Annotated in this window: 18 protein-coding genes; 5 read left to right on the top strand and 13 right to left on the bottom strand. The window is 54.5% G+C overall.

Annotated features, from left to right (window positions below; genetic code table 11):
• Positions 1–5 precede the first annotated feature (5 nt).
• Positions 6–617 carry an energy-coupling factor transporter transmembrane protein EcfT gene (locus Q0775_RS05975; RefSeq protein ID WP_298858442.1) on the bottom strand — a complete coding sequence of 204 codons (612 nt, stop codon included), beginning with the start codon at positions 615–617 and terminating at the stop codon, positions 6–8.
• Positions 592–1,332: an ABC transporter ATP-binding protein gene (locus tag Q0775_RS05980; protein WP_298858443.1), complete on the bottom strand. Its 741-nt coding sequence runs from the start codon at positions 1,330–1,332 to the stop codon at positions 592–594. Before Q0775_RS05980 ends, Q0775_RS05975 begins: the two co-directional genes overlap by 26 nt.
• Positions 1,333–1,338: 6 nt before the next feature.
• Here Q0775_RS05980 and Q0775_RS05985 point away from each other — a divergent pair, with 6 nt between their 5' ends.
• On the top strand, positions 1,339–1,785 hold the full coding sequence (locus Q0775_RS05985) for a hypothetical protein (protein ID WP_298858444.1): 447 nt from the start codon (positions 1,339–1,341) through the stop codon (positions 1,783–1,785).
• Here Q0775_RS05985 and Q0775_RS05990 read toward each other — a convergent pair.
• On the bottom strand, positions 1,782–2,474 hold the full coding sequence (locus tag Q0775_RS05990) for a COQ9 family protein (protein WP_298858445.1): 693 nt from the start codon (positions 2,472–2,474) through the stop codon (positions 1,782–1,784). The genes Q0775_RS05985 and Q0775_RS05990 overlap by 4 nt on opposite strands.
• A gap of 109 nt (positions 2,475–2,583) precedes the next feature.
• On the opposite strand from Q0775_RS05990, the gene rpsU reads away from it, so the two are divergent.
• A complete protein-coding gene (gene rpsU / locus Q0775_RS05995; protein ID WP_005851231.1) occupies positions 2,584–2,790 on the top strand; it encodes a 30S ribosomal protein S21 in 207 nt (68 codons plus the stop codon).
• Between the two features lie 217 nt (positions 2,791–3,007).
• Here the strand turns inward: rpsU and Q0775_RS06000 are convergent, their stop codons facing one another.
• Together Q0775_RS06000 and Q0775_RS06005 are read right to left on the bottom strand one after the other, a co-directional pair.
• Entirely contained in the window at positions 3,008–4,330 is a 1,323-nt protein-coding gene (locus Q0775_RS06000) for a cytochrome P450 (protein WP_298858446.1), read from the bottom strand.
• Positions 4,320–4,814 (bottom strand): DUF2867 domain-containing protein, encoded by a 495-nt coding sequence (locus tag Q0775_RS06005; RefSeq protein ID WP_298858447.1) that lies wholly within the window; start codon positions 4,812–4,814, stop codon positions 4,320–4,322. Before Q0775_RS06005 ends, Q0775_RS06000 begins: the two co-directional genes overlap by 11 nt.
• Positions 4,815–4,904: 90 nt before the next feature.
• Here Q0775_RS06005 and Q0775_RS06010 point away from each other — a divergent pair, with 90 nt between their 5' ends.
• Complete coding sequence (locus Q0775_RS06010) at positions 4,905–5,735, top strand: helix-turn-helix domain-containing protein (protein WP_298858448.1); 831 nt, start codon at positions 4,905–4,907, stop codon at positions 5,733–5,735.
• 215 nt (positions 5,736–5,950) lie between these two features.
• Here the strand turns inward: Q0775_RS06010 and Q0775_RS06015 are convergent, their stop codons facing one another.
• Entirely contained in the window at positions 5,951–6,670 is a 720-nt protein-coding gene (locus Q0775_RS06015) for a hypothetical protein (RefSeq protein WP_298858449.1), read from the bottom strand.
• A 527-nt stretch (positions 6,671–7,197) separates the two neighbouring features.
• Positions 7,198–7,758, bottom strand: coding sequence for a TetR/AcrR family transcriptional regulator (locus Q0775_RS06020; RefSeq protein WP_298858450.1), 561 nt, complete (start codon positions 7,756–7,758; stop codon positions 7,198–7,200).
• Positions 7,759–7,814: 56 nt separating this feature from the next.
• Between Q0775_RS06020 and Q0775_RS06025 the strand changes: the two genes are divergently transcribed.
• Positions 7,815–8,459: a hypothetical protein gene (locus Q0775_RS06025; protein ID WP_298858451.1), complete on the top strand. Its 645-nt coding sequence runs from the start codon at positions 7,815–7,817 to the stop codon at positions 8,457–8,459.
• An 89-nt stretch (positions 8,460–8,548) separates the two neighbouring features.
• On the opposite strand, the gene Q0775_RS06030 is transcribed toward Q0775_RS06025, so the two are convergent.
• The gene (locus Q0775_RS06030) at positions 8,549–9,004 is read right to left on the bottom strand and encodes an Lrp/AsnC family transcriptional regulator (protein ID WP_298858452.1); all 456 of its coding nucleotides are present in this window, start codon (positions 9,002–9,004) and stop codon (positions 8,549–8,551) included.
• Between the two features lie 138 nt (positions 9,005–9,142).
• Here Q0775_RS06030 and ald point away from each other — a divergent pair, with 138 nt between their 5' ends.
• Positions 9,143–10,258 (top strand): alanine dehydrogenase, encoded by a 1,116-nt coding sequence (gene ald, locus Q0775_RS06035; protein WP_298858453.1) that lies wholly within the window; start codon positions 9,143–9,145, stop codon positions 10,256–10,258.
• A 60-nt stretch (positions 10,259–10,318) separates the two neighbouring features.
• Here ald and mscL read toward each other — a convergent pair whose 3' ends face one another.
• From mscL to Q0775_RS06060, 5 genes are all read right to left on the bottom strand, one after another.
• A complete protein-coding gene (gene mscL, locus Q0775_RS06040) occupies positions 10,319–10,747 on the bottom strand; it encodes a large conductance mechanosensitive channel protein MscL (protein WP_298858454.1) in 429 nt (142 codons plus the stop codon).
• A gap of 244 nt (positions 10,748–10,991) precedes the next feature.
• Positions 10,992–11,417 carry a hypothetical protein gene (locus Q0775_RS06045; RefSeq protein ID WP_298858455.1) on the bottom strand — a complete coding sequence of 142 codons (426 nt, stop codon included), beginning with the start codon at positions 11,415–11,417 and terminating at the stop codon, positions 10,992–10,994.
• Positions 11,414–11,857: a YtoQ family protein gene (locus Q0775_RS06050; protein WP_298858456.1), complete on the bottom strand. Its 444-nt coding sequence runs from the start codon at positions 11,855–11,857 to the stop codon at positions 11,414–11,416. Before Q0775_RS06050 ends, Q0775_RS06045 begins: the two co-directional genes overlap by 4 nt.
• A gap of 78 nt (positions 11,858–11,935) precedes the next feature.
• A complete protein-coding gene (gene pheT / locus Q0775_RS06055) occupies positions 11,936–14,335 on the bottom strand; it encodes a phenylalanine--tRNA ligase subunit beta (protein ID WP_298858457.1) in 2,400 nt (799 codons plus the stop codon).
• Positions 14,332–14,766, bottom strand: a complete 435-nt coding sequence (locus tag Q0775_RS06060; RefSeq protein ID WP_298858458.1) for a hypothetical protein — start codon at positions 14,764–14,766, stop codon at positions 14,332–14,334. Before Q0775_RS06060 ends, pheT begins: the two co-directional genes overlap by 4 nt.
• Positions 14,767–14,776: the final 10 nt, after the last annotated feature.

Genomic DNA, 14,776 nt, shown 5'->3' on the forward strand with positions numbered 1-14,776 from the left:
ACTCATCAGTTCTTATCCACTTCAAAACCGCCACGTGCCCGCAACGCTTCGGCCACACGGTCAGCATCATCCAATGCCAGCACCATGAATGGCACAATTACCCGCCAGCCTGCACGCTTGGCCGACCGTGCCCGCCACGCAAGCGCTAATGCACTGCCCTTCTGCGCCAGAACGGGGGTAAAGCGGATCACCATCGCAGCCGCAAGCTCTATTGCGCGCAGATTAATACCAAAACGTGCAAAGGGCCGCAGCAGCCAGTTTACCACTGCCATCATGTCACCCAGCTTGGTCGTCATCGTCACCAAATTGGCGAGGCCAACAGCACTCAACATCCGAAGCGCGATCAGCGCCCCTTCATGCGGCACACCTGTCGCCACATGCCACGCGACCAACACCGCCACAAACGGCCAAAGCGGCCAGAGCCGCTGCATTCCATGCCAAAGAAATACCTGTCCAGGCAGCGTGTAAAGCAAAAGCACTCCAAAGGCTGCTCCGACCTGCACCCACAAATCACGCGCAGCAAAAAGCGCTAGGGACGCCACACAAAGCGCTAGCAACTTGCCCCCCGCAGGCCAGTCATGGGCGCAGGTCTTAACCGGAGAGGTCAGTGAAATCATCACGCGCTCCCAAGCCCCGCATCGCAGCTTCGAACGCAGGCGCAACCTCCGCCGCACCCCCCTGCATCTCGATCCTGCCGCCCTCAATCCACAGCACATGATCATATTCCGCGATCATGCGCGGATCGTGAGTGATATGAACCAGCGCAGCCTCGGCCCCGTCCAGCACTCGCGCCAAATGCATCGCCGTTGGAATATCCAATCCCGCAAACGGCTCATCTAGAATGATCATCTTCGGGTTCATCGCAAGGATCGCCATGAGGCAGATCAACTGCCGCTGTCCTTGGGACAAATGCTGCACCGCCACATCCAGCCACGCGCCCTTACCGAACCGCCCAAGCGTCTGCGCCACACGCTCCTGCACCTGCCGTTTGCTCAACCCCATCTGGGTCATACCAAACGCCAATTCTTCACCAACAGTGGGGAAAATAATCTGATGATCAGAGTTCTGGAACAAAATACCAACCGCCCCCAAAGCGCCCCGCCTGTCCCGCGCTACGTCCACACCAGCGATTCGCGCGGTACCACCGGAGGGCTTTTGTAGCCCTGCCATGATACGCGCCAATGTCGTCTTGCCCGAGCCATTGCGCCCCAATACCGCAACACGCCGCACATCCGTGCGCACAGAAATACCGCGCAAAATATCGCGCCCGTCAATCGAAAGATCAACATTATCCAAACGGATCAAGGGGGACGTATTAGGTGAGATGGTCATGAACCTTTGGCTTTTACATTGCCTGCGGCCTACCAGCACGAACCGCTCACGAAAAGATCGAAACTTGACCAAACCGAAATGCAGCACACCTCAATCAGCATGGTTTACATCTCACACGCCGCAAATGTCCTGATCCTGATTGCTGTCTGCACCGCCATGTGGCGTGCCGATGCAGGAATGGAAATCGCCTTTGGTCCCGACAGTCCCGCCCGCCGCATCCTTGCTTGCGTCTACTTTGCGATATTGTTGGCCAGCCTCTATGCTCTAATACGCGCAGGCTTTGGCGCACCACAGATCGCTGTGCAGATCGCTATGGTCCTCTTCCCCTTTCAGATCACCTACAAACTCGCAACAGCCTTTGCTGTCGGCATAGACAACCCTGTCGTAGTGACCAACCTCGCTGTGGTCGCTCTCCACACGGTCACATTGATCGTTATGCTGCGCAGCACCTAAGGTCGGGTCCACCGTCCGGGCAGTCCAGCTTGCGGCATCCGCTGCGGCGCTTTCACATGGCTCAGCAACCATTTCGGCCCCGCCATCAGCTTGCTCAACACAGGGCTATCGTTCACCTGTGCTTTGAGTTTTTCAATCTGCATTACATTCTCAATGCGCCGATCCAAAAATGCCCAAGTGTCAGCGTGACCCTCACTGCTATCGCCCAGCCAGAACAGGACAGTCGCGGAATACACCCCGCTCAATGTGGCCCGTTTGGTGTACCAATTCACATCCTCAGAGGTATCGCCCAAGGTGTTCCAGATCGCATCCGCCGTGCCCCAAATCGCCTTGGCACCGTCCCCCGCATACATCGGCAGAGCAAAAAGCGCGGTACCACGTCGCACAATTTCCTTATCCTCAACAGCTTCCAACCTGAACCGCACCGCCGCAGCAACGCACTCGCTATATTTCATCGCTCCCAGATCAGCCTCGCTCATCCGCGCCACCATCTCGGCATCGCCCTGCTGGTGATAGGCAATTGCCAGATCAACGGCCCCACGCGGACAAACACTCTCCGCCACCGTGCGCTCCACCCCCGAATCGAGGGTAGCTGCGTCAAACGTAGCCTGTGACCAGCCATCAAACGGTACATGCATGAGGGCCGCCTCCAAAAGCTGCTCTTTCGGGGATGTTTTCATGGCAGTCATGGCGATGCTCCGTTCGGGTCAAGACACTGGACAATATAGCACGGCTTTGCTAAAGCACCACTTCCTGCAAATCCTTGCAACTTCAAACTAGAAAGGTGGTGAAAACCACATGCAGGTTAGTGTTCGTGATAATAACGTCGATCAAGCGCTGCGCGCCCTGAAGAAAAAACTTCAGCGCGAGGGTGTGTTTCGTGAAATGAAGCTCAAGCAACATTTCGAGAAACCGTCCGAGAAAAAAGCACGCGAGAAAGCCGAAGCGATCCGCCGTTCCAGAAAATTGGCACGGAAAAAGCTCCAGCGCGAAGGTATGATGTAAGTCATACTTCTCCTGCTAAGCAAAAGAATAAATTACCCCGTGGCCCTCGTGGCTGCGGGGTTTTTTGTTGAAATACAGAAAAGTCACAAGTCCGCTGTGCGGACAGAGAAAGCTTTCGCTGCGCCTGCGCTAATGTCTAAATCTGAGTTTGATGGACGTGGAAAAAGAATGCGCCTCTTCACATTAGTTTCCAACAAGAACCCGTTGGTTTGCCCCTTCACAACCCACGCTTTCTCACAACAACTTTGAACGGCGAAGGAACGAGGAGGGGCTTTTGTTCAATTTCGGGTAATGTCTTTTGTTGAGTGATCACTTCATGTCCGCGCAATGTACCGACAACAATTGCCATTAATTGCTGCATAGCCATGCCTTGAGCCACGCAATTTCGAGGCCCGTGGCCAAACGGGGCAAAGCTGGTGGAGCGCTCAAGAGTCCCATCCAAGAACCTTGTCGGAGCAAAGATCTCGGGTCTCGTGAATACAGCCGGGTTATGATGCATGTTGTAGAAAGAATTGAAGATGTACGTACCCTTGGGAAGTCGGTGCCCAGCGATATTCACTTCCTTGCGTAAAACGCGTGGCTGATTGGCAGGCGCTGGCGGGCGCAATCGGAGCACTTCGGAAATTGTTGCTTTGAGTAGCGCGCAATTGTGAAAGTCCTGCGCCTCCGAACCAATGTCTGCAACTTCGGTCCGAATTTCATCTTGCAGGTGGGGGTGATGCGCAAGAAACGCCAAAACCCACGCTGTTGCTGCTGCAATATTATCTTGGGCACCCATCAACAAACCGACGAGAATGGCCAGCACTTCATCATCATTTGAGGTGATAAAATCGCCCTTAACGTAGTGGTTCATCAAGCCATCATTAGGCACGTCCGTGTCTCGCAGATCGTCTATGGCACTCTGAACAATCGGGAAGACGTCACTCTTACGGCGGGTCAATTCTCTTCGCCAAGGCGCAAGCATCCAATTGGGGCGCGCAAAAAGTTGGGCAGACTCTGCGTTAAACCTATCTGCTGCCGCTTGGCTAAATGCAATTTGAGTGTCGGCCTCACCCAAAGAAATCGCGCGTCCAAGAATTCCGCGACTTGAGGTCAGCGCGGCCATGCGTCTTGCAATTGTGATTGCATCTTGTGGTGCCGCACCCAGCCCCGCGACATAATTGCGTGTAACGTCGACTTGCCCTGAGCAAGACGCTTCGACGACATTGCGTGAGAACAAGATGTTGGCCTCTTTGCGTTTCCTACGCCAATCACCACCATGGGCCGTCGCGACGCTTTGGCCGGCGGCATAAATAAACGTTTGGATCTGGGAAGGTGATTTCCCAAGCGCTTCGGTGTTGCGCACAAACAATTCTCTGTTCGCGGCACCGTCACTGATGAATGCAAAATTCAACAAACCACCGAAAAGCCGCCAATGAATCAAATCGCCGTGGCGCGCTTGCACTTTGGACATTGTGCCAATGTAGTCGTTGGGCAATTCCTTTAAAAACCGCACCAACGGCCAGCCAAACTCTCTTCCGTTAACAACATTAAACTGCATTTTTTAAAACCGATCGTACGATCATTCGATGAAACGGCGTGATGATGGCGATATAGATGCGCCCCAATGCGTTGTGGCGATTAACGAGGGTTGTCGCACGCAATCGAAAGGCCTGAGCCCCTTTGCTTCGGTCAACGATGATACGAAAATCCAGATGCCTATCATCAAAACCAAGGACGATCCGGTCCTTCGTTTCGTCCAAGATCGGGAAAATACCAACGCTATCCACTTCGCCTTGCAGGTCGTTCATACCGTCGATCTTCAACCCAAACGGCGCGACAACAATATTTCGAACTCGAAGAAGCCCTCTCGCCCAGCGTGGCATGGAGCCGATCGTTTGACCGGCGACGGATCTCATGTCCCCAAAATCTCGGTGCGTTTCAATTTCAAATGCATCCGCCCAATTCGCACCGGGTAAGATGGGGTTCGGAAATTGCGGAGTGACTTGGACCGGTTTTACGTTTGATGTGATGTTGTCTGACATGTGATTAGCCTTTCGCGTGTTGCAGGCAATCTGGCACAATCATTTCACCGTCTATAGAATGAACACGTCAACTTTTAAAAAGGCGGCTCAATGCCAACAAAAAGCCAACTGATCCTACCGCCAAAAACACTCTCCAACTGTATCGCTGGCTGTATTGTCCGTGATACCCGGGGCGTGCCGTTATCAGTCACCGACCGCGTGAATTACTTTCCCGCCTCGCCCCTTTATACGGTCACTTTAACTTTTGCAGGGAGGATACATATGGCGGACCAAATTCTCCCGCTTGAGCAACTTCGCAAGCGACCTTGTGCCCCAAAGAGGTTGTTCATGCCGCCTCAAAGCAAGCCGCAGATGAGTTGGAGTTCTGGACCTATCTGGGCAATGACAGTCGCATTTTATCCTGATGCCTGGCAGCGACTGGGAGGCACATTGGATGGTGCGCCGCCTGAAACTATTGAAGATGCGTTATCCCTGCTGGAAACGGGGCTTCTTGAAATCTCTTGGTCTGAGTTTTGGCAGGAAATGTCGACCATTTGGGCGAAAAGTGAAGGCAGCGATTGGCCGACGAATTGGAGCGGTTCTGACCGACTTAAAGATTGGACCAATCACCTGATGGGCCAACTTTTGCAAACAGGCTTGGGGCGCAGTCTTCGATCTACACAACGTCGCCTCCAACGTTGGACGGGTCTCGACAAACAGGCGCTCGAATTTTTTGCCAGGATCGAAGAAGTGCACCGATTAATTTCCGCCGAACCTACGGCCACTCCGGCTGAACTTGCCACAGAAGCAGGTTTTGCCGATCAGTCGCATATGGGGCGTTCTCTCAAGCGTGCAACCGGCTTTTCTCCAGTGAGCCTGAACCAAAAAATCGCCACCGAAGAATCATTCTGGTGTTATCGCCTTCTAGGTGAAAGGTTTTGATCTTCCAAAACTCTGGCTCTCAGACACGATGCTACCCCAACATTCATCAACAGGTACCGGATGGCCGCTTTTCGTGATCCAACGTCATTGGATATTTGAACCAAATAGCCACCATCTATAGGCCGGATATTGATTTATTCTCCAGCATCATACATTTTTGGCTCGGGTTTGGCGGTTTGCTCAGCAGGTTGGAAGTGGCTGGCAAGTAAGATAAATTATTGCTCTCTTAATGTAATAAGGCCATTCCAAAGTCGCTTGCCGTGGGTGATGGCATCTAACGCGATTGCGCCACTGTCCGACAAGGCGGCATCAAAGGAGACGATGAGTTCGATCTGGGGCGAGATGTCTATGCGGGTGTAGCAGCGGCCATTAACGCAATCGCCGTCCGCTATTGTCAGCCCATTACCGCGTGTCTGGAAATACACTCTGAACCGCGCGTCATCGGCATCTTGAACACAAACAACAGATCTATGTTCTGAAGGCACTGAGGTGCACCAGTCCCGAAGTTGCGCACCGCTAACGCCCTCGCAGTATGCGCGCGACGGCCCATCGCAATCCAATGCGACCTCCAAAACAATAAGTTGCGACAGAACCAATGGGCCTGAATTTGTCGCAAGAACCTCAGCGAATTCTTCTAAGCTGCGCTGTCGTTTCAGATTGCCACCGTAAAAGTTTCCGTCCGCGCCACGATAAACCAGATGAAAGCGCGGGCTTAAGGGCAATTGAAAGTTCATATCCCCGAGTTGAACAACAGGGTGTTGCGTCCAGACCGCATTGCGGGCGGCTGCGTCCTCGCGTTCTGACAGAAACGTCCAGGCACTACCTATCAACACGGGCAATGCCAGCAAAACCACAGCTACAACAACTCCGCGTCCGACGTTTCGCCCGCGAACAATGCCCTGCACATACAGCCCCGCCGCAAGCCCGGCTGCCACCACCGTTGGGACCCCGAAAAAGGCAATAACGGGAAGCAAAACGAGGCCTGCCCCAGCTTGTCGCGCTGTAGCAAGGCTAAAAAAAATGATCACCCCCAGCGAGACAAACATCACTCTTAAGCACGACTTAACCCACAGCCTTATATTGCGAACGGGTAGCACAACCCCAAGCAAGAAAGCGCATGCATAAATATACCAAAAGAGCATCATATTCCTTGTGACATCGTTGAAATACCTGAAACGCCACCGGTGCTACGTTACCATGGCTGTAGAGACTGCAAGTTAAGGACGATGCTTAGCGCAACTTAAATTACTCTTTGCGCCTGCTGATCTGGGTCGGTTTCCCGCTAATTGACTACAACAAGTGGCTGCCAGACAAGGGCTGGGTGCGGACACTGGCTCATGAACCCGGCTTCTTTGGTACGCAGTTAGTACGGCTGGTTCAGCCTGCTTCGTCTCTAGAGGCTCGGCGCATTGCTTGTCCTGTCCAATGCCCATCATGAACTCCGCCTCCAGTTTCCGCGACACTATTTCGTTTCCGTCGCGGCCAGTATCATTTGTTTCAGTGCAGTAAGCGCGCCGCTGCTGTTTGTACGGCCCTTGGATTGCAGATCATCCAGACCGATATATGCCCCATAAATCAATTCAGAGAGTACTTTTCCATCTAATCCCCAACCATCCAACAGGCTCTTTAGAAACAAGAGCCGCAGCGTATCTAAGTCAGCTAATGCCTTTCCTACGTCTTGATCAGAAAGCGCCCATGCCCGCATGGCAGGTTCGATTTTTTTCCCGCCGTACTCTTCGGGTGCGGGGCGCGTGGCATCTGCAAACAACGCATCCAGCTGCTGCTCAAGGGTTTGTTGGGCATTGATGTTATCGATGACATCGCTTGCAACTTTGGTACGCCAAAGCTCAAGCATAGCCGATTTGTATTCTGAGATATCCTTAAAGTGCCAGTAAAAGGATCCCTTTGTTGCACCTAATTTTTGGGACAGCAAATTGATTTGCACGGAGGTAGGACCGCTGTCCGCCAGAGATTGAAAACCAGCTGCAAGCCAAGTGTCTTTGGAGAGTTTTTCCTTTGCCATACGGGACCATACCCAAGGGTATTGACATTTGCAACAGGCTTACCGTACCTTTGGGTATGGTAAGAACTATTTTCAGTATTCCCGCCCTCATTGCCATTAGAGCAACCGCGCTGCACCGTCTGTTGGGGCTGTCGCTGGTCGTGTTCATCGCAGCGCATCTTGGCAATCATATTGCACTATTCTGGGGGGTGGAGCAGCACCTCGCAGTGCAGGAGGCTCTGCGAAAAATTTACCGCCATACTGTTATCGAGACAATTCTTGTTGCTGGCTTTGCGATTCAGCTATTCTTGGGTATGCGGCTACTCATAAAGCGAGGTTGGCCGCGGCGTTTCTGGTCTCGATTGCAATGGTTGAGTGGCGTCACTTTAGTCTTGTTTCTCGTTCAGCATGTTGGCGCAGTTTTATATACAAGGGCGTTCTGGCCAAGCATTGATACCAATATATATTGGGCAGCTTCTGTCGTCAGTCAAACCAACTCGGCTTTATACTTCGCCCCTTACTACGTTCTAGGTGTCAGTGCGTTTTTTGTTCATATCGCCGCCTTCGTAGCCCTGAAAAAACGGCGCATGCGCCTTGCTTGGGCAGTCTGCATTCTAGGTGGCATGCTTTCGATCGCGCTCGTTATGGCACTTAGCGGGGCATTCTATTCGATAGATTTGCCTTTGCCCTATGTTTCATATCTTAACGCGGCAGGTTTTTGAATAGATTTAGCTTCTGAAGCAGATATTTGACTGCGATGCAGTATCGGTCATAATTGGCTCGAAGCTGCCGTTCGCGGCATTTGCCTCCCTCAAACCGGCAACGCCGTCGTCTTACAAACAGTCCTGAGCGCAAAGCTCGACTGCATCTGCCCCACCCCCGGCAACCTCGCCAGATACTGGCGGTGGATGCGCGCAAAATCCTCGGTATCCTCCGCCACAACCTTCAGTAAATAATCCGCCGATCCCGCCATCAGGTGACACTCCAGCACATCAGGTATCCGCCGCACACCCTTCTCGAAGGCCTCTAACAACTCATCCGCCTGCCCCGACAGCGTGATCTCGACAAACACAGTCGTCGGCACCCCCAGCTTGCGCGCATCCAGCAGCGCGACGTAATCGCGGATATACCCCTCCGCCTCCAACCGTTGCACACGCCGGTGACAGGCCGAGGGCGACAGATTCACCTGCTCCGACAGTTCTGAATTCGACATCCGCCCGCGTTGCTGCAACGCGGCGAGGAGCTTTCGGTCTATACTATCCAACATACGCGCAATACCTTTGCGTCTAGGTGTCCTTTATCCGCAGACTATTCGAACATCCCCCCCTTTAGCGACCCATAATCGCCACCTAATTGCAGTCAATCAGGCGTATTCCTCACGCAATCATCGGAGGAGGAAAATTCCATGAAAATCGGTTGCCCAAAAGAGATTAAACCCCAAGAATTCCGCGTCGGCATGACACCAAACGCAGCTTATGAAGCTGTCCAAGCAGGCCATAGCGTCATCATCGAGACAAACGCAGGCGCAGGTGCAGGCTTTGAAGACGCTGACTACATCGCCGCTGGTGCCGAGATTATCGCCACTGCCGCCGAAGTCTTCGCCGCCGCCGATATGATCGTGAAGGTGAAAGAGCCACAAGCAGGCGAGCGCAAGATGCTGCGCGAGGGCCAAGTGCTGTTCACCTACCTCCACCTCGCCCCCGATCCAGAACAGACAAAGGACCTCATCGCGTCAGGTGCAACTTGCATCGCCTATGAGACAGTGACCGACCGTAACGGCGGCCTGCCCCTGCTCGCCCCGATGTCCGAAGTCGCAGGTAAACTCGCCCCCCAAGTAGGCAGCTGGACATTGCAAAAGGCCAACGGCGGCCGCGGCGTCCTCATGGGCGGCGTTCCGGGTGTTGGCCCTGCAAAAGTCGTCGTCATCGGCGGCGGCGTTGTGGGTACTCACGCCGCTCGCGTTGCGGCGGGCATGGGCGCAGACGTCACAGTCCTCGACCGCTCGCTCGTGCGCATGCGCTACCTCGACGATGCCTTCTCTGGCGTGTTCAAAACCAGCTTCGCCTCCGCAGGCAACACCATAGAGCTGGCCCGTCAGGCCGACCTGATCATCGGTGCGGTCCTCATCCCCGGTGCCGCTGCCCCCCAGCTTATCACGCGCACTCAACTGTCCGAACTCAAACCTGGTGCCGCCCTCGTGGACGTCGCCATCGACCAAGGCGGCTGTTTCGAGACGTCAAAAGCCACCACGCACCAAGACCCGATCTATGAGGTGGACGGCATCATGCACTATTGCGTGGCCAACATGCCAGGTGCTGTGGCCCGCACCTCCACCATCGCCCTTGGCAATGCCACCATGCCCTTCATGATGGCACTCGCCAACAAAGGCTGGAAGCAAGCCTGCGCTGACGATGCGCATCTGCTGGCAGGTTTGAACGTCCACGCAGGCCAGATCACCTATGCCGCAGTGGGTGAAGCGCTCGGCATGGACTACATCACAGGCGAACAAGCCATCGCATAAACGAAAAAGGGGGCCGCATCACTGCGACCCCCTCCTCTATGTCAAAAGGCTGATGCCTTCTTACTTCTTCAACGCAACTAAGATTTGAGCCAACAGCTCTTCTTGTGTTGGACCAGCAGGCGCCTCAGGAGCGGCCTCTTCTTTTTTCTCTGATGCTTCCTTCACGCGGTTCACCATTTTCACCAGCATGAACACAACAAAAGCAATGATCAGGAAGTTGATGACAGCCATGACAAAACGGCCAATCGCAAAGACAGCAACGCCTGCTTCGGTTGCGGCCTCGATGGAGCTGTACTCGGACGCGTCGCCACCGATTACATAAAACCAGCCAGAGAAATCAATGCCGCCAGTAAAAAGAGCGATGATCGGGTTGATCAAGTCGCCGACAAGCGATGACACAATTGCAGTGAATGCCGCACCAATGATGATACCAACAGCCATGTCCATGACGTTGCCCTTGGCGATAAAGTCTTTGAATTCGTTAATCATGTGTTTTGTCCCTTACAGTGTTATCGGCCGCAGGTTTTCCCACCCTTTGGTCCGTTGCGTAAGCCACTAGCACAGCAGTTCAAGCGAGACACCTTATTTTTATGGGGAAACAACAGACATCTCGCCCCATCATAAGGGCACAGAAAACTCTTGGGGGACGTTGAACAGCTCCACTTTAATATGCAAACCGCACGCACTACTATTGTTCAATATTTCCAAGCACATCACCCGCAACCAAGTGCATCTATCGGAAATTGCGACCGTTCCAGCGGATAGCCCAAGGTGCCCCGCCATGCGCGTATCCCGATATCACAGGGACATTCGTCGGCCCCAATGTTACACCACCGCCCAGAAAATCGGAGCTTAACTTCAACAATTGTCCTTGGCGCACAAATATCTTCACCGTACAGACCTGCATCCCGCAGTACTTGCTCAGGGTTCTGCTGCCCTTACACCTAAGCTCGCCATGCGAGAGCAACAGATCCTTGCGTCCGTCGCCGTTCAGATCCCGTTCAATCGCACCTTTTGATGTAAACCGCCCGCCCAAAGGACAGGCCGCCTTGATCTCTTGAGCCATCAAATACCTCGCCGCTTTGGAATAAGACTGCGCCGCAGCGGCCCCAACAGATGCTACGACCAGCACCAGCCCCAAAACAGCCGCATGGATCACGCCAGCGCGCCTGTCAGGACATAGCGCAAAATCTCCACAACCTGCGCTGGTTCTGATGCGACCGCCAGCGCCGCTGCATCCACTTCTTTCAGCGCATGGGCATGATCGGCCCCATGCAAAATGATCAACGACTTACCAAGTGCAGCAACATAGCCAGCATCAAACGCAGCATTCCACTGCTTGTACTGATCTCCAAACCGCACAACCACTACATCCGCGTCGGCAATCCCCTTGCGCGTGCGGATCGCATTGATCTGCGCACCTTTACGGTCATGCCAGAACTTGTTCGCCTCAGCGCCCAAAATGGCCACGCCGCAATCATCGCTCGCCGCATGATCTGTCACAGGGCTAGAGAACTCCACATCAAGCCCAGCCGCACCTTCAACAATCTGCTCCCGCCAATCGGTATGAATCTCACCCGACAAATACACTTTCAACATCGCATCATCCTCCTGCCGCATCTTCAGTTGGCCAATAAACTCAAATCCCACGCTCTCAAATAGGTGCAGGTAATTCGGTTATCCGCGCAATACACCACCCGTTGCCTTCGCAATAGATGCAACCACCTTGGCGGAGACCGCCTCGATATCCGCATCCTTCAACGTGGCATCACGCGGCTGCAAACGGACCGTCAGCGCGAGGGACTTCTTACCCTCCCCCAGACTGCCACCAATGAACTCATCAAAGACACGCACATCGTCGATCAGTGCCTTATCCGCACCCATCGCCGCATTGACCAGCGTCAGCGCTTCAACATCGGCATCAACAACAAAGGCAAAGTCACGCTCGACTGCCTGCAAGTCGCTCACCTTGAGCGCGGGACGCGTGGCCCCTGCCTTGCGCTTGAGCGGCACTTCCGCAGGATAGAGGGTAAAGGCCATCGCAGGCCCCTTCACATCCAGCGCAGCCAGCACTTTAGGATGCACTTCACCAAAGATGCCCAAAACCTTCTTCGGCCCCAGACAAATCTTGCCGTGACGGCCAGGATGCCACGTATCATCCGCCCCGCGCATGACTTGCACTTTTGCAGGCGCACCAATCGCAGCCAAAATCGCCTCGGCATCCGCCTTCACATCAAACACATCCACATCCCGCGCCGAGCCCAGAACATCCTTCGGCCCCGTGCGCCCAACCAGCAGACCACTCACTTGCATATGCTGCTCACCGGGCTCACCACCTGTGAAGACTGGCCCCACTTCAAACAGCGCCATATCGGCAAATCCACGCGCCTGATTGCGCGCCGCCGCTTGCAAGAGGGCAGGCAACAGTGACGGGCGCATATGGCTCATGTCATTGCTGATCGGGTTCTCCAGACGCGTCGCATCTGTGCCCCCGCCAAACAGCGCCGCAGAGGGCTGATCGATGAAGCTGTAGGTTACGCACTCATGGTACCCCAGCGCCGCAGCCGTCCGCCGTGCGGCCACTTCACGCCGCTGCACAAGTGACATTACAGGACGCGGCACACCCGCCGTCAAACGCGGCAGTGGCACACCTTCCAGCTTGGTCAGCGATGCAATCCGCGCCACTTCCTCCACCAGATCAGCCTCCCCCTGCACATCGGGACGCCAGCTGGGGACATGAGCCATATCACCCTCCAAACGGAAGCCTAGTGCAGTCAACGACTGCCGCTGCGTCGCCTCCGGAATGTCCATCCCCACCAGCGAGATGACACGCTTTGCGTTCAGCTTATACGCCCGCGCCGTGTCAGGCACCTTACCCGCAATCACCACGTCAGAGGCCTCGCCACCCGCATGCTCCATGATCATCCGCGTCGCATGCTCGATACCGTCCACCACAGATGCAGGATCAATCCCGCGCTCGAAACGGTAGCGCGCATCGGAGTTTATCTTGAGCGCGCGGCCCGTATACGCCGTGCGCACTGGATCGAAATACGCCGCCTCGACAAACACATTCACCGTCTCATCGGTCACACCGGACGGCAGACCACCCATCACACCACCGATGCTCTCGACACCATTCGCGTCCGAGATCAGCGTCATCCCCTCGGTGAGGGTATATTCCTTGTCGTCCAGCGCGACCAAAGTCTCACCACCAACCGCACGGTGCACGCGCAGCGCATCGCCGCCAATCTTATCCGCATCAAACACATGCAGCGGGCGGTTGCGGTCATAGGTGAAAAAGTTCGTCACATCGACCAGAAAACTAATCGGCCTCAGGCCGATCGCACGCAACTTGTCTTGCAACCAAACAGGCGATGGCCCGTTCTTCACACCGCGGATCATACGGCCATAAAACACCGGACACTGCTCCAGCGTATCGGCGTCAATACTCACCGAGACAGGACAGGAAAAACTGCCATCGACAGCCTCCACATCGCGCTGCTTGAGCTTACCTAAACCACGCGCTGCCAGATCACGCGCAATGCCGCGCACGCCCAACGCATCGGGGCGGTTCGGCGTAATCGCAATCTCTATCACAGGGTCCACTTTGCTCGGGTCATTCTCGGCCAGCCAATCGGTGAAGCTGTCGCCGACATTGCCCGACGGCAGCTCGATAATCCCGTCATGCTCCTCGGACAGCTCCAGCTCCCGCTCGGAGGCCATCATGCCAAAACTCTCGATCCCGCGAATTTTGCCGACGCCAATCGTCGTATCAATGCCGGGCACATAAACGCCGGGCTTGGCGATCACGACAGTAATCCCCTCCCGCGCATTGGGCGCACCACAGATGATCTGTTGCAGCCCCTCGTCCGTCTCGACCTGACACACACGCAGACGGTCCGCATCGGGATGCTTCTCGGCAGATTTCACAAAGCCCAAGGTAAACGCGCGCAGCTTAGCGCCCCGATCCTCGACCCCCTCCACTTCCAGACCAAGATCGGTCAGGGCATAGGTGATCTCATCGACCGAAGCCGTGGTGTCGAGGTGCTCTTTGAGCCAAGAGAGTGTGAATTTCATTTTGGTGCTCCCCAGTGAAGTATTGCCCAAGTCGTTAAGGCAGCGGTTACTATGCTAGTTATCCCATGAGGGACACGCTCTAAAGTGGTTAACCACCAACCATGAAGCAACGGCTTGTTGTGCTCTTCCAGATATTCCCAACCGATCTGTGTTAGGCGAACAATTTCGCTTTCTATCTGATAAGAAGGCCTTTCAAGGCCAGGGTGCCTCTCAACCTCCTTATACTTAGAGCGAATAACGAAACCGAACCTATAAGCAAGGATCATATAGTCCTCGAATTCTTTGCCATGAAACTGATAGGCAGGGGTACACGAGAACCTAAAGCGTTTAGACTGGAAAACTTGAGTATCATCTAGCTGGCTCGAAATCAGACCGTTGTGTTCCATTCCGTGGATGCCAGCTTCACCGACTATCGTTAACGCTTCTGCCATTAACTTTCGG

This window comes from uncultured Sulfitobacter sp., assembly GCF_947499945.1.
GTDB lineage: Bacteria > Pseudomonadota > Alphaproteobacteria > Rhodobacterales > Rhodobacteraceae > Sulfitobacter.

Coding starts and splice junctions, on each gene's coding strand:
- Q0775_RS05975 (WP_298858442.1), bottom strand. CDS start 617: ATGATTTCACTGACCTCTCCGGTTAAGACCTGCGCCCATGACTGGCCT.
- Q0775_RS05980 (WP_298858443.1), bottom strand. CDS start 1,332: ATGACCATCTCACCTAATACGTCCCCCTTGATCCGTTTGGATAATGTT.
- Q0775_RS05990 (WP_298858445.1), bottom strand. CDS start 2,474: ATGACTGCCATGAAAACATCCCCGAAAGAGCAGCTTTTGGAGGCGGCC.
- rpsU (WP_005851231.1), top strand. CDS start 2,584: ATGCAGGTTAGTGTTCGTGATAATAACGTCGATCAAGCGCTGCGCGCC.
- Q0775_RS06000 (WP_298858446.1), bottom strand. CDS start 4,330: ATGCAGTTTAATGTTGTTAACGGAAGAGAGTTTGGCTGGCCGTTGGTG.
- Q0775_RS06005 (WP_298858447.1), bottom strand. CDS start 4,814: ATGTCAGACAACATCACATCAAACGTAAAACCGGTCCAAGTCACTCCG.
- Q0775_RS06010 (WP_298858448.1), top strand. CDS start 4,905: ATGCCAACAAAAAGCCAACTGATCCTACCGCCAAAAACACTCTCCAAC.
- Q0775_RS06020 (WP_298858450.1), bottom strand. CDS start 7,758: ATGGCAAAGGAAAAACTCTCCAAAGACACTTGGCTTGCAGCTGGTTTT.
- Q0775_RS06025 (WP_298858451.1), top strand. CDS start 7,815: ATGGTAAGAACTATTTTCAGTATTCCCGCCCTCATTGCCATTAGAGCA.
- Q0775_RS06030 (WP_298858452.1), bottom strand. CDS start 9,004: ATGTTGGATAGTATAGACCGAAAGCTCCTCGCCGCGTTGCAGCAACGC.
- ald (WP_298858453.1), top strand. CDS start 9,143: ATGAAAATCGGTTGCCCAAAAGAGATTAAACCCCAAGAATTCCGCGTC.
- mscL (WP_298858454.1), bottom strand. CDS start 10,747: ATGATTAACGAATTCAAAGACTTTATCGCCAAGGGCAACGTCATGGAC.
- Q0775_RS06050 (WP_298858456.1), bottom strand. CDS start 11,857: ATGTTGAAAGTGTATTTGTCGGGTGAGATTCATACCGATTGGCGGGAG.
- pheT (WP_298858457.1), bottom strand. CDS start 14,335: ATGAAATTCACACTCTCTTGGCTCAAAGAGCACCTCGACACCACGGCT.
- Q0775_RS06060 (WP_298858458.1), bottom strand. CDS start 14,766: ATGGCAGAAGCGTTAACGATAGTCGGTGAAGCTGGCATCCACGGAATG.